Here is a 13,079-nt window from a genome sequence, read left to right as displayed (position 1 = left end):
ATTATGGAAATTTTAGAAATATTAAACAATAGAATTGATAATTTACTTTATGATTATGAAAAATTAAAACTTGAGAATATTGCGTTACAGCAAGAAATCGAGAAATTAAAAAATGAAAATGATCAATTAGTTAGAAATAATCAAGATATGTTTCTAAAAATAGATAGTACATTGACGTTATTGAAGGTACAAAAGTGACAAAAAAAGAGATCACATTCCATATAAATAATATGGCTTATACTTTAAATATTGATGAAGAAGTAAAAAGTGTATTAACAAAATATTTGGATTTGAATAATAATAATGACACAAAAGATTTACTAAAAGCTTATCTTGAACTAACTTATGAATATAGACAATTTCAAAAAGAAGTTGAAGATGTAACAAATAAACTTATAGGGTTTTGATATAAAAGCTTTTTCTTTAATTGAGATTATTATAGTGCTTTTAATTGTAGCTATAATAACAACTTTTGCAATGACTAAATTTAGTCAAATTACTAATAAAACTCATCTTGTAACTTTAAAATCACAATTAGCACTTATTCAAGCAGGAATAGCAGAACAAAAAAGTAAAAATATACTTTTAAGTAATCTTCCAAATATTTCATCTTTAGATGATGCTTCAACAAATGTAAATAATCAAGAGTTGTTTAAAAAAGTTATTGATTTTTCTATTCTTTCTACAAATACAAGTGATAGAAAATTAGGAAGTTGGGCAAAAGTTTCGCAAAATAGTTATATTTTTTATTTGGAATCAAATCCTATAAATTTTGTTTTAGAAAATAACTCTTTTGTTTGTAAAAGCCAAGAAGATATTTGCAAAGAGCTTAATTAATGTATTTTTATGAACTTGCTTTATTAAAATCACCTTTAGAAAATCTTACTTTCCAAAGTGAAGAAGAAATAAAAATTGGAACAAAAGTTTTAATAAAATTAAAACAAAGAAAAGCTTTAGATGAAGCAGTTATCATAAAAATAGTTGAAAAACCAGATTTTAAATGTACAGATATTAGTGAAATTACAAATGAATTTTATGATGAAAAGATGCTTGAAATTGCAAGTTTTATCTCTACATATTATGTTTGTTCGTTAGGTGAAGCTCTTAGTATTTATAATCCTTTTGATAAAACTATAAAACAAATTTTAAATGAAGAAAAATTTGATAGTAAAATTGTTTTATCAGGTCTACAAGAAAAAGCCAAAGAGTTTTTAAAACAAAAAAAACAAGCACTTTTATTTGCAAATACAGGTGCTGGAAAAACAGAAATTTATATAAAAATTATTGAAGAGTGCTTGAATAGTGGTAAACAAGCAGTTTTACTTATGCCAGAGATTTCTTTAACTCCTCAAATGCAAAAAAGATTGGAAAAAGTTTTTGCTAAAAGTGTAGCTATTTGGCATTCTAAAATTACAAAAAAGAAAAAAGCACAAATTTTACAAGGTTTACAAGAAGGAAGTATAAAACTTATTGCAGGTGCAAGATCAGCACTTTTTTTACCATATTCAGATTTGGGCGTGATTGTTGTAGATGAAGAAAATGATGATTCTTATAAAAGTGATTCAAAACCGCGATTTCATACAAAAGATTTAAGTATTTATATAGCTAAAAAGTATAATTTACAACTTATTCTTGGAAGTGCAACACCATCTTCTAGTTCATTTTTTAAAATACCTTTTTTTAGGCTTGATGAAACTTACCATAAAACAGAAAAGATTTATAGTTTTGAAGATAGTGATATGAATTTATCACCAAAAATTATAAATAAAATAGAAACTACAATAAATAGCCAAAATCAAGTTATAGTTTTTTTACCAACACGAGCAAATTTTAAATATCAAATTTGTACAACATGTGGGAAATCAGTTGAATGTCCATATTGTAGTGTTTCTATGAGTTTACATAAAAATGATTTGGCTTTAAAATGTCACTATTGTGGTTATACTCAACAAATTCCAAACTCTTGTCCTAGCTGTAAAACTGGAATTATTCATAATTTAAGAGTGGGAACTGCGCAGATTGAAGAGGAATTAAAAGCGATTTTTCCACAAAAAAATATCAAAAGATTTGACAGAGATGAGATAAAAACAGAAAATCAACTAAAAACTATTTTAAATGATTTTAATAGTGGAAAAATAGATATTTTAGTTGGAACTCAGATGCTTTCAAAAGGGCATGATTATCATAATGTAAAGCTTGCTGTTGTTTTAGGAATTGATTCTGTTTTAAATATGAATTCATATAAAGCAAGAGAAAAAGCACTTTCTTTACTTATTCAAATATCAGGACGAAGTGGAAGAAGTGGTTTTGGAGAAGTTATAATTCAAACAAAAAATCAAGAGTTTTTTGATTATTACTTAAATGAGTCAAATTATGAAGAGTTTTTACAAAGCGAACTAGAGTTTAGAAAAGATTTATATCCACCATATTTAAAAATGGCAAAAGTTACATTTTCTCATACAAATGGACTTAAAGTAAAAGATGAAATGGATTTTTATGTAAAACTTTTTAAACAAAATAAAAATATAGAGGTTGTAGGTTTTGGACAAAGTCCTATATTTAAAATAGCAAACAAATACAGATATGAAATCATTCTTCGTTCAAACAATGTAAAAGCATTACTTCAAACTTTACACTCTATAAACTCAGCAAATGCTTCAATAGATATGGATACAATCTACTAATATAAATTTTTAATTTAGCGAAAATTATTCTGCGTTACTCAATAATGCTTTCATTATTTCTGCTCTATTTTGTAAATCAGCTCCCATATTTTTTAGCCAATCATTTTTATAATTTAATTGATTTTCTTCTTGTACATTTTCCGTCATTTCTTGAGAAATACTATTATCTAAAGTCACTTTTTCAGGAATTACCATATTCTGTTTATCAAGTGCAAAATTATTTACTTGAAGATAGTTATTTGATGGGTCAATAGGTGAAGAACTTACTTGATTTAAAGTTTCTTCATAACTTGAAAGTTCAGAATTTTCTTGAAAATTAATACGACTTCTAAGGCTATCAGCTGTTTTAAGAAAACCAATATTAAAATCATTTATTATATTATCGGTTGAAGACATTTCACTTTCCTTTCTAAAAACTTTGGCTCCAATCATAGCATAAAGTAAATTATACTTACAAAAAATATGTAGTAAATTACCGAAATCTAGCATAAATTGAATTGTTTTTTTTAATTTATTTATACTTTGTGTATATTTCTAAATATAATATTTTTAAATAAAAAATTAGATATAAAATTGAAAATATCAAGAAATTCATAATTTTTTTAACTTACCAATATATAGGAAACAAAGAGTACTTTTTATAATAAAGAAGCCTTCTTTTAAGCCTTCAATAAAGTGAATATTTATTTAAAACTGCTAAAATCGAAGGGTTTTCGAAAGAAAAATAACAAAAATATCAACATAAAAGGAATCAAAACAGCACAGGAGGTAAAAGCAATATGATATTTGATAATAAAGAGATAGAAGCTGCCATTTTTGATATGGATGGTACGATGTTTGATACTGAAAAGTTAAGAATGAGAATGATTCAGCAAGCTTCAAAACAGATTTTTGGTGAGAGTTTATCTGAAGAGATTTTAACGCAATGTTTGGGCTTGAGTGCAAAAGCTTCGGAAGAACTGATTAAAAAACAATATGATGAAAATTATCCTTATATTGAGATAAGGAAACTCGCAGACGAACTTGAAATTAATTGGACAAAACAAAATGGAGTACCAATAAAAGAAGGTTTATTTAATGTTTTAGAAAGATTAAAAAAGAATGGTATTTTAATAGCACTTGCAACTTCAAGTAGAAGGGAAATAGCAGAACAATATCTTTTAAATGCAGGAGTAATGCATTTTTTTGATATTACAGTTTGTGGAGATGAAATAAAAAAAGGAAAACCCAATCCTGATATTTTTATAAAAGCTGCGAAAGAACTAAACTGTCAACCAAATAAGTGTTTGGTTTTTGAAGATTCGCAAAATGGTCTAATATCTGCTTTAGATGCAAATACACTACCAATTTATATCAAAGATATAAAAGATCCAAATGAAGAAATTTTACAAAAAGTTTTCAAAAGATATCAAAATATGAAAGATTTTGTTTTAGATTTAGCTTTATACACTTCAAAGATGAAACCACCACTTATAAATGAACATTTTCCACAAAGTACAGATTCATTTAAAGCAGGAATTCACGGTTTTGGTGCAATTGGTGGAGGTTATTTGTCTCAAATTTTTCTTCATTGGGATGGATATACACGTCCAGAAAAAATAACAGGTGCTTCAAAAAATGTTTTTTTAAAAGATTTGATAAATTCATCTGGAAAATATACTATAAAATATGAAAGTATCGCATATCATCAAATTATTAGAGGAATCAATATTATTGATTTAAATGACCGTGAAGCTATGGATAAAATGTATATTGAAAGCGATATTATAGCTCTAACTCTTCCCGAATCTGCAATAAAAACTCAAGCAATAAATATAGCTTTGGGATTAAAAGCAAGATATGAAAAATATGATAAAAAACTTACTATTTTAATTGTAATGAATAAAATAGGTGCAAAAAAATATGTAAAAAGACATATATTAAAATCTCTTAAAACAATCATTGAAGATAAAGAAGCAACACAAATCATCAATAATACTGATTTTTGCGAAACTGTAGTTAATCGTATGGTTTCAAATATTCCAATTTCAAATGCTTTGAAACAATTAAAAGAAAACTTATCTGAAATAGATGAACTAAATATAGATTTATTTTCCAGTGAACCAGATATTTTGATTTATGCTGATAATAATAGTCCAATTTTAAATACGTTAAGACAAGTTAAAACTGTATCAAATATAGATGTTATGCAAAATATTAAAAATAAACTTTCAAATGGAACACACGCAATTATAGCTTGGTACTCTTCACTTCTAGGATACAAAACAATAGGACAAGGAATTGGAGATAAAAGAGTATATTCTTTAGCAAAAAAGATTATGGAAAATGAAATAAAGCCTTTTTTGATAAATGAAACACCAGAATTAAAAGATTATATTTTAGAGTTTATAAATAATTTTATAAAACGATGCAGAGTTTCATTTAAAGATAGTTGTCATAGAGTTGGTCGAGATCCTTTGAGAAAACTTCAAAAAGATGAAAGAGTTTTAGGTAATATTTTTTCAGCACAAAGTATGGATTTAAAAACTCAAAATCTGGAATTTGGTGTTGCTTGTGCAATACTTTATTCTCTTTTAGTTGCACCTTCTAAAGATAAAGAAGCAACAAAAATAAAAGAGCTTTATGCAAAAAGAAATAAAGTTGAGGACGTTTTATGTTATGACGAAAAATATAATTCTAAACCATATAAAGGTTTAGATAAAAAGATAGATGCAAAGCTTATAAAAAGAATTCAAAATAAGTTAGAAAAAATAAAAATGTCTTTAAAAATTGAAAAGAACTAAAAAGTTTTTCTAAGATAGTGCTTTTTCACTATTTTTTAATTAACCTAATATTAGTCTTATTTATAGTACAATATACCAAAAATTTATAGGAGATTAAGAACTAATGGCTTATACAAAAGATGAATTTAAACAATTAGTAGAAGATATTCAAGCACAATCTTGGTACAAAAATCCAATTGGATTTGGTATTGCAAGAGTTGATAGAGGACAATTAAATAAAGATAAAATACTTCAAGCAACTTTTCCAGTAATTAACTGGAATGAGAACTTTGGAAGTGCAGCAATTTTTTTAAATGCTTTAAAAGTGGCAGGAGTTAATGTAGATACATCAAAATCTGAATTAGTATGTAAAATTTCAGATGAATTTTTAACTTCTTGTGTTGAAGCTTTTAGACCATTTATTCCTGAATCAAAAGGTGATGCACATAAAAATGTTCAAGTTATTTCAACTTTAGCATCTCTTCCAATTGATTCTGGACTAACAGCAGATGATTATAGAGTTGTATTTATTTTTGAAGATGTAGCACCTGAGTCGACAGAAGCTGTATATTTAAAACTTTATGCGCTTTCTACTGGGAAAGCAGCATTAAGAAGTCTTAATTTAAATGGTGCATTTGGAAAATTACACAATTGCGCTTGGGTAGGAAATCAACCAATTGAACTTGACTGGCTAAGAGCAAATGAAATTGTTTTAAAAATTGGTGCAAAATATCCAAATATTGATTTTGTAGATAAATTCCCAAGATTCTTACAACATGTTATTCCTGCTGATAATACAAGAATTTTAGAAACTTCAAAAGTTAGAATGGGAGCTCAATTAGCAGCTGGAACTACAGTTATGCCTGGTGCTGCTTATATTAACTTCAATGCAGGAACTTTAGGTAGCGTTATGGTTGAAGGAAGAATATCTTCAAGCGCTGTTGTTGGAGCTGGAAGTGATGTTGGTGGAGGAGCTTCAATTCTTGGAGTATTAAGCGGAACTGATGGTGTTCCTGTAACTATTGGAGAAAATACACTTTTAGGAGCAAATTCTTGTACGGGAACAACTATTGGTGATGGTTGTATTTTAGATGCAGGTGTTACAATCCTTCCAGGAACAAAAATCGCACTTTCAGATAAAGCAGTAGAACAACTAAAAGCTATAAATCCAGGAAAAGAAATCTCTAATGTTATGAAAGGTAGCGATTTTATCGGAGTAAATGGAGTTCACTTTAGAGTAAATTCTTCAACTGGTCAAACAATTGCTATGAGAAGTACAAGAGAAATCAAACTAAACGCTGATTTACACTAATATAATTTATTAAATTGTTTGAAAGGTAAGAGAAAAATTTCTTTTACCTTTTTTTATATTTCTTTTATTTAACTCTTTGATTAATATAGTTTAGATAAAATAAATAAAAAATATTACAATTTGATATATTTTTAAAATAAGAATAATAAAAATGATAGTATGCACATCAAAAAGGATAAATTATGAGTAGAACTATACAAAACTCGTTTGATGTTAATGTAGAAAATAATACCGTGTTTAATAGTAATAAGTCTATGAATAATTTAAAAGTTGGTGGATTATTTGCAGGAATTGGTGGGATTGAATTAGGCTTTAAAAGAGTTGGTTTTGAAATTTCATGGGCAAATGAAATTGATAAAAATGCCGCAATTACTTATAGAAAAAATCATAAGCACAAACTTTTTGAAAAAGATTTAAGAGATTTACAAACAAATGAAGTAGAAGAAATTGATATATTAACAGGAGGATTTCCTTGTCAAGCATTTTCTGTTGCAGGATATAGAAAAGGCTTTGAAGATGATAGAGGAAATGTATTTTTTGAAATTTTAAGATTTATAGATGATTTAAAACCTAAAGTTATCTTTTTAGAAAATGTTAAAAATTTACAAGGACACGATAAAGGTAGAACATTTAGCATTATAATTAAGGAATTAGAAAATAGGGGATATTTTATAAGCTATAAAGTATTGAATAGTGCAGAATATGCAAATGTTCCTCAAAATAGAGAAAGAATCTATATAGTTGGCTTTCAAGATAAAGAAAGTTATGATAAATTTAATTTCCCAAAACCTAAAAAATTAACAAAAACTATCAATGATTTACTTGATGATGAAGTTGAGGAAAAATTTTATTATTCAAAAAGTAAATATTATTCTTTATTAAAAGAAGAAATGATAAATAAAGATACAGTATATCAGTGGAGAAGAAAATATGTTAGAGAAAATAAAAGTAAATTATGTCCAACATTAACTGCAAATATGGGTACTGGTGGGCATAATGTACCATTGGTTATTGATAAAAAGGATATTAGAAAACTTACTCCAAGAGAGTGTGCCAGATTTCAAGGATATAATGATGATTTTATTTTATGTGATTCTTTAGCAACATCACATTTATATAAACAAATTGGAAATTCAGTAACAGTTCCCGTGATAGAAGCAATAGCAAAAGAGATTAAAAAGGCATTAAATGTGTAAATATATTGATGAATTAAAGAAAAATAATTATAAAAAAAGTTCTATAAAATTAATTGCAAATAAGTATGATTTAACAGAGTCTGAATTGAAAAGATATTATCAATCTAAATTTTTTGATGATATTGCAAATGTTATAAATTTAAATGAATTATCAAATATTAATATTGATGTAATTGAAAATTCATTAAAAGATGAAACATTAAAAAGTGAATTTAATTTTATTAAAACTGATTTAAAGAAAATTATTGAAAAATCTTTATATATTGCTATGACGAATGGTTTTAGTGTAAATATTAATCATATTGATAGTGGAGTAATGACTGCAAATGCAGGAGATAGTGCAGAATTTATATTTGTCGCACGTGCAATTTTAGCTGGATTTAATTGTAGCAGTGTAGATGTAAGAAGTAGTAGATATGATGCAATTATTGATTTTAATGATAAGCTTTTAAGAGTTCAAATAAAAGGTATTAGTTCAGGTAATAATATAAGTTTTAAAGATAGAGATAGAGGAGGTCAGGGAATAGACCATAAACATGAAAAAAATATTGGGCAAAGAATAACATCAAAAGATTGTGATATCTACGTAGCTGTAGACAAACAAGTTGGGATTTGTTATATTATTCCAATGTCTTGGGCAGATTCATTAGATGATAGTAAATGTAAAAATGTTAAACTAGATGAAATTTCTTTATATAAAGAAAATTGGAATATTATAAAACAAATGACAAGTAATTAAAATTAGGTATTCATTGTCAAAAATTAGTACTTTATTTTAAATATTATGACTTTTTTTCCATTTTCTTATTCTTGCTTTAGCATTAGCGTATGGCGATGAAGTATTAAATTGTATCATTCTTCCTAAAGTCCATTTTTCATACCAACTAATTTCATAAAGTTCTTCATTTGATTTATTTTCTATAAGTTTTAAAATTTCTTCAACTCTTTTATCCAGTTTAGAAATCAAGGTATTAAAATCATCATTTTTATAATCTTCATAAAATTTTTGTGCTAGTTTTCCTAATTGATTCCATTTATAACCTGTTTCTGGGAAATCAACTTCTTCTTTATTTTGTTTTTTTATATTCCATTTTAAGACTAATTCTTGCCAACCAAGAAGATATGACAAAAGATTATTAATAGACATTAAAGTACCTTTTGAATGTCCTTCTAAATCTTTTAAAGTTGTAAGTTCGATAGGAATATTTTCTAACTCTTTTTTGAGTTTTTTGTAATTTGTATTTATTGCAAGAATTAACTCTTCTTTATTTACTGGAACAGCCATAAAAACTCCTTTACAAAATACTAAAAAAATGAGTTTATGATAATATAACTGACAATATCATATAATCCCACCTTTAAAAATAGAATTTACATAAAAGAGACATAGATGATAGAACTAATAAACATATCAAAAAGTTATCCTACAAACCAGCTTTATAGTGATTTAAACCTACGATTAAATAAAGGTGATAAAGTAGGATTAGTTGGGAGAAATGGTACAGGAAAATCGACACTTTTTAAGCTTGTATTAGGTGAAGAACATGCCGAAAGTGGTGAAATTGCAATACCAAAAAACTATAAAATTGGAGCATTAAAACAATATTTTGATTTTACAGAAAAAACACTTTTAGATGAAACAGCTTTAGCTTTAGGAGAAGATGATAAATACAACATCTATAAAGCTGAAAAAATTTTATTTGGATTAGGATTTAGTGAAAGTGATTTACAAAAAGAGCCAAAAAGCTTTTCAGGTGGTTATCAAATACGAATAAATTTAGCAAAACTTCTTTTAACTGAACCAAATATGCTTTTACTTGATGAGCCTACAAACTACCTTGATATTTTATCTATTAGATGGCTAAAAGCTTTTTTAAAATCTTTTGATGGTGAAGTTATACTTATCACTCACGATAGAGATTTTATGGATAGTGTTTGTACTCATACTATGGGAATTATAAGAAAAAATGCTTTTATGGTACAAGGTGGAACGAAAAAGTTTTATGAATTATTAGAACAAAATGATGAACACTATGAAAAACAAAAAATAGCACAAGAGAAAAAAATCAAAGAACTTGAAGAGTTTATTGCAAAAAATAAAGCAAGAGCAGCAACTGCAAATTTAGCTCAATCAAAAGTAAAGATTTTAGAAAAAATGGATATTTTGGAAGATATTGAATATGATAGAAATCTAAAATTTGATTTTAATTACAAAGATACAAGTGCTAAATTTTTACTTGAAGTTAAAGATGTAAGTTTTGGATATACAAAAGAAAATATTTTATTTAAAGACATAACTTTTGCTTTAAACAAAGGCGAAACGATTGGAATTATAGGAAAAAATGGAAAAGGAAAATCAACACTTTTAAATGTTCTTGCAGGTGAATTAAAACAATTAACTGGAAGTGTAGATTATCATCCAAGTTGTGTATTTGGACACTTTGGACAAACAAATATCTCTCATCTAAACCAAAATAATACAATAATGGATGAAATTCACTCTGTAAATGTAAAATTAGCTGAATCAACTATAAGAAATATTTGTGGATTGATGATGTTTAGTGGTGATAACGCAAAGAAAAAAATCTCACTTTTAAGTGGAGGTGAAAAAAGTAGGGTAATGCTTGGGAAAATTATCGCTCAAGATGTAAATTTACTATTCCTTGATGAGCCTACAAACCACCTTGATATGGACTCTATTGAAGCACTTACAAATGCTATAAAAGCTTTTGAAGGTTCTTGTATTATTGTAACTCACAGTGAAGATTTACTTAGAGCTGTTTGTGATAGATTGATTGTATTTACAAATGATGGAGCAGATTATTTTAATGGAACTTATGATGAGTTTTTAGAAAAAATTGGTTGGGAAGATGATTTAGAAGAACCAAAGAAAAAAGTTGAAAAAACAAAAGTAAATAAAAAAGAGAGCAAAAAATTAAGAGCAGAATTGGTTGCAAAAAAAAGCCAAGATTTAAAACCTTTAAAAGCGCAACTTGAAGAGTTAGAAAATAAAGCTTCTACACTTTTTGGAATAGAAAAAACAAAAGTTGAAAATAGTATTTTAGAAGTTATGGAGAAAATAGAGCAGATAAATAAAGATTTTGATGAAAAAATGAGTGAGCTTTAATATTTAAAGTTTACTTTTTTGCTTTATTTGATAAATCATAAATAAAAGAAAATATCTCAGCAACTGCTCTATACATGGAAGTTGGAATCTCTTTATCTACATCAATTTGAGATAAAAGTTCTATTAAATCTTCATCTTTTTGAATAGGAATTTTATTCTCTTTTGCAATTTTTATGATATTTGAAGCAGTTACACCTTTTCCTTTTGCAGTAACTTTTGGAGCATTATCCTTTTCCATTTGATATTTTAAAGCAACGGCTTTTTGTATAAAGTTTTTGTTTATATCTTCTTGCATTTTTAAGCCCTTATATCAATTCCAGAAGATAAATCTTGGTTATTGTAGTTATTTATATAAGTTTGTGTTGGTTTGCTACTTTCTTTATTATCTTCTTTCATATCAAGAAGTTTTACATTTACAGGTATTAAATCGACATTATTTAAAGCAATTTTTAGTTGTTGCATATTTTCTCTAATTGCAGTTTTAAAATGTTCTCTTTGTGCATAAATAGTCAAATCAAGTTTGTTTTTATCATATAAACCAAGCATCAAATCAACTTTTCCAAAGTCTTTTAAAGTAAGATTTATCTGACAAAAAAACTTCTCTTCATCTTTTTGTTTCATTTCAATCGAACCATCTTCAAGCATTTCCCAAAAAAATGGTAAATATACATAATTTGAGTTTGATACAATAGAAGTTAATTGGTGTAAGTCAATTTGAGTTAAAAGTTTATCAACTTGTTTTGCTACTTCAAGTGATTTTGGATCAGTTTTTGAAGCTAATTCATCTTGCATTTGAAGTAGAACAGTTTTCATATCTTCACTTACTTTTGTATCAATCTTTCCGTTTGGAGTTGTCGCTAAATCTTGGATGATGTGTTCTACTTTATCTACAAGTTTTGTTAAATGATTTTGTAGATGAGTATTATTTGGATTGAGTGTTTCTAAACTCTCTTTTAAAGTTGTTAAAAGTGGAGATAAATTTGAAGCAAAATTACTCGTAAAAGTGCTTAAGTTTCCAGATGAATTACTATTTGCTAAAAAGTTTTGAATAGTATCATTTTTTGAAAATAAATTGTCCATTTTCAAAAGGTTATCAATCATTGGCAAAATATTTTTATTTTGCAACATATTTGGATTTTGAATAATGTCATTTTTTATTTGTGTTAAAAGCTCTTTTGTTTGTAAATTTATACTATCTTTTAAAGTTGTATTATTTGCTAAATTAGTCGTTTTATCAGTTAAATTTGTACTATTTTCTATTTTAGATTCAACCAAAGTTCCTTCATTTATTAAGCTTTTTAGTTGGTTTGCTAAATTTGAAAGATTTTGTGTTTGAGTTGGATTTAAAGAGTTATTTAGATTTTGTAAAGATGAAGTTAAAGTTTTTAGATTGTTTGTAAATTCATTTGTTGCTGTTTGATTTTGTGATACTTGTGTATTTGTATTCGTTTGAGTTTTTATATTTTGTAAAAGTTTATCTATTAGTTCGTTTACTTGTTTTGCTTGAGGTGTATTTATGTCTTTTACCAAATTTTGAAGTTGAGTTAACACATTTTCAAGTTTAGAATTAGGTGTTTGTGAAAGTTTTGATTCTAAAAAAATTCCAGAATTTTTTATCTGTTCTTTTAAAGCATTTGCATCTATATTTTTGACATCTTTTAAAAAGTTTTCGAGTACGGGTTTAAACTTTTGTAAGTTTTCATCAGTTGAAAGCTCATCAACTAAAGAAGATAAATTTGTAGATACATTTCCTAACTCTTTAAAAGTAGTAGAGTTTTTTATCATATTTTCTATAGTTGAATTTGATTTTGTTCCATCTTTTAGGCTTGTAAAAAGCTCTTTTAAAATAGTACTTGCTGAAGTTGATGAAGTTGAATTTTTCACCATTTGTTCTAAATTTTTTGAATCAGCTTCTTTTAGTACATCATTTAAAACTTTATTGTTGTTTGGTAATAGTATATTTAATAAACTTCCATTTGAAACTAACATAATGATGAG

General features: G+C 26.3%; 13 protein-coding genes. 9 read left to right on the top strand and 4 right to left on the bottom strand.

From position 1 onward, the window contains the following. The first annotated feature begins 3 nt into the window (after window positions 1–3). Genes B0175_RS09275 through B0175_RS09260 form a run of 4 tightly spaced genes read left to right on the top strand, consistent with a single transcriptional unit; the run spans window position 4 to window position 2,684 of the window. Window positions 4–198 carry a hypothetical protein gene (locus tag B0175_RS09275; protein WP_108528301.1) on the top strand — a complete coding sequence of 65 codons (195 nt, stop codon included), beginning with the start codon at window positions 4–6 and terminating at the stop codon, window positions 196–198. Beyond that, a complete protein-coding gene (locus B0175_RS09270; RefSeq protein WP_108528300.1) occupies window positions 195–407 on the top strand; it encodes a hypothetical protein in 213 nt (70 codons plus the stop codon). Before B0175_RS09275 ends, B0175_RS09270 begins: the two co-directional genes overlap by 4 nt. A gap of 1 nt (window position 408) precedes the next feature. Next, entirely contained in the window at window positions 409–837 is a 429-nt protein-coding gene (locus B0175_RS09265) for a prepilin-type N-terminal cleavage/methylation domain-containing protein (RefSeq protein WP_228156104.1), read from the top strand. Then, window positions 837–2,684 carry a primosomal protein N' gene (locus B0175_RS09260; RefSeq protein WP_108528298.1) on the top strand — a complete coding sequence of 616 codons (1,848 nt, stop codon included), beginning with the start codon at window positions 837–839 and terminating at the stop codon, window positions 2,682–2,684. Before B0175_RS09265 ends, B0175_RS09260 begins: the two co-directional genes overlap by 1 nt. A gap of 24 nt (window positions 2,685–2,708) precedes the next feature. Here the strand turns inward: B0175_RS09260 and B0175_RS09255 are convergent, their stop codons facing one another. Then, window positions 2,709–3,080 (bottom strand): hypothetical protein, encoded by a 372-nt coding sequence (locus B0175_RS09255; RefSeq protein WP_108528297.1) that lies wholly within the window; start codon window positions 3,078–3,080, stop codon window positions 2,709–2,711. A 383-nt stretch (window positions 3,081–3,463) separates the two neighbouring features. Here B0175_RS09255 and B0175_RS09250 point away from each other — a divergent pair, with 383 nt between their 5' ends. The 4 genes from B0175_RS09250 (at window position 3,464) to B0175_RS09235 (ending at window position 8,693) form a co-directional block, all read left to right on the top strand. Further along, a complete protein-coding gene (locus B0175_RS09250; protein ID WP_108528296.1) occupies window positions 3,464–5,467 on the top strand; it encodes an HAD family hydrolase in 2,004 nt (667 codons plus the stop codon). Between the two features lie 103 nt (window positions 5,468–5,570). Then, window positions 5,571–6,758, top strand: coding sequence for a tetrahydrodipicolinate N-succinyltransferase N-terminal domain-containing protein (locus tag B0175_RS09245; protein WP_108528295.1), 1,188 nt, complete (start codon window positions 5,571–5,573; stop codon window positions 6,756–6,758). Window positions 6,759–7,012: 254 nt separating this feature from the next. Then, on the top strand, window positions 7,013–7,954 hold the full coding sequence (gene dcm, locus B0175_RS09240) for a DNA cytosine methyltransferase (RefSeq protein ID WP_108528579.1): 942 nt from the start codon (window positions 7,013–7,015) through the stop codon (window positions 7,952–7,954). Beyond that, a complete protein-coding gene (locus tag B0175_RS09235; protein ID WP_108528294.1) occupies window positions 7,947–8,693 on the top strand; it encodes a group I intron-associated PD-(D/E)XK endonuclease in 747 nt (248 codons plus the stop codon). The genes dcm and B0175_RS09235 overlap by 8 nt, the downstream gene beginning before the upstream one ends. A gap of 36 nt (window positions 8,694–8,729) precedes the next feature. Here the strand turns inward: B0175_RS09235 and B0175_RS09230 are convergent, their stop codons facing one another. Further along, the gene (locus B0175_RS09230; RefSeq protein WP_108528293.1) at window positions 8,730–9,239 is read right to left on the bottom strand and encodes a ClbS/DfsB family four-helix bundle protein; all 510 of its coding nucleotides are present in this window, start codon (window positions 9,237–9,239) and stop codon (window positions 8,730–8,732) included. A 105-nt stretch (window positions 9,240–9,344) separates the two neighbouring features. Between B0175_RS09230 and B0175_RS09225 the strand changes: the two genes are divergently transcribed. Next, window positions 9,345–11,081, top strand: a complete 1,737-nt coding sequence (locus B0175_RS09225; RefSeq protein WP_108528292.1) for an ABC-F family ATP-binding cassette domain-containing protein — start codon at window positions 9,345–9,347, stop codon at window positions 11,079–11,081. Between the two features lie 10 nt (window positions 11,082–11,091). On the opposite strand, the gene B0175_RS09220 is transcribed toward B0175_RS09225, so the two are convergent. Then, window positions 11,092–11,376, bottom strand: coding sequence for an EscU/YscU/HrcU family type III secretion system export apparatus switch protein (locus B0175_RS09220; RefSeq protein WP_046991696.1), 285 nt, complete (start codon window positions 11,374–11,376; stop codon window positions 11,092–11,094). 2 nt (window positions 11,377–11,378) lie between these two features. After that, window positions 11,379–13,070, bottom strand: a complete 1,692-nt coding sequence (locus tag B0175_RS09215; RefSeq protein WP_108528291.1) for a flagellar hook-length control protein FliK — start codon at window positions 13,068–13,070, stop codon at window positions 11,379–11,381. Between the last annotated feature and the right edge of the window lie 9 nt (window positions 13,071–13,079).

The sequence above is a fragment of the Arcobacter lacus genome (genome assembly GCF_003063295.1).
Lineage (GTDB): Bacteria > Campylobacterota > Campylobacteria > Campylobacterales > Arcobacteraceae > Aliarcobacter > Aliarcobacter lacus.
The sequence above is the reverse complement of the archived record's forward strand: the minus strand, read 5'-3'. Positions and strand labels throughout refer to the sequence as shown.

Bases quoted from the DNA above. Each gene is read 5' to 3' on its own strand.
- B0175_RS09230 (WP_108528293.1), bottom strand. From the start codon at position 9,239: ATGGCTGTTCCAGTAAATAAAGAAGAGTTAATTCTTGCAATAAATACA.
- B0175_RS09250 (WP_108528296.1), top strand. From the start codon at position 3,464: ATGATATTTGATAATAAAGAGATAGAAGCTGCCATTTTTGATATGGAT.
- B0175_RS09225 (WP_108528292.1), top strand. From the start codon at position 9,345: ATGATAGAACTAATAAACATATCAAAAAGTTATCCTACAAACCAGCTT.
- B0175_RS09220 (WP_046991696.1), bottom strand. From the start codon at position 11,376: ATGCAAGAAGATATAAACAAAAACTTTATACAAAAAGCCGTTGCTTTA.
- B0175_RS09260 (WP_108528298.1), top strand. From the start codon at position 837: ATGTATTTTTATGAACTTGCTTTATTAAAATCACCTTTAGAAAATCTT.
- B0175_RS09235 (WP_108528294.1), top strand. From the start codon at position 7,947: ATGTGTAAATATATTGATGAATTAAAGAAAAATAATTATAAAAAAAGT.
- B0175_RS09255 (WP_108528297.1), bottom strand. From the start codon at position 3,080: ATGTCTTCAACCGATAATATAATAAATGATTTTAATATTGGTTTTCTT.
- B0175_RS09215 (WP_108528291.1), bottom strand. From the start codon at position 13,070: ATGTTAGTTTCAAATGGAAGTTTATTAAATATACTATTACCAAACAAC.
- B0175_RS09275 (WP_108528301.1), top strand. From the start codon at position 4: ATGGAAATTTTAGAAATATTAAACAATAGAATTGATAATTTACTTTAT.
- B0175_RS09245 (WP_108528295.1), top strand. From the start codon at position 5,571: ATGGCTTATACAAAAGATGAATTTAAACAATTAGTAGAAGATATTCAA.
- dcm (WP_108528579.1), top strand. From the start codon at position 7,013: ATGAATAATTTAAAAGTTGGTGGATTATTTGCAGGAATTGGTGGGATT.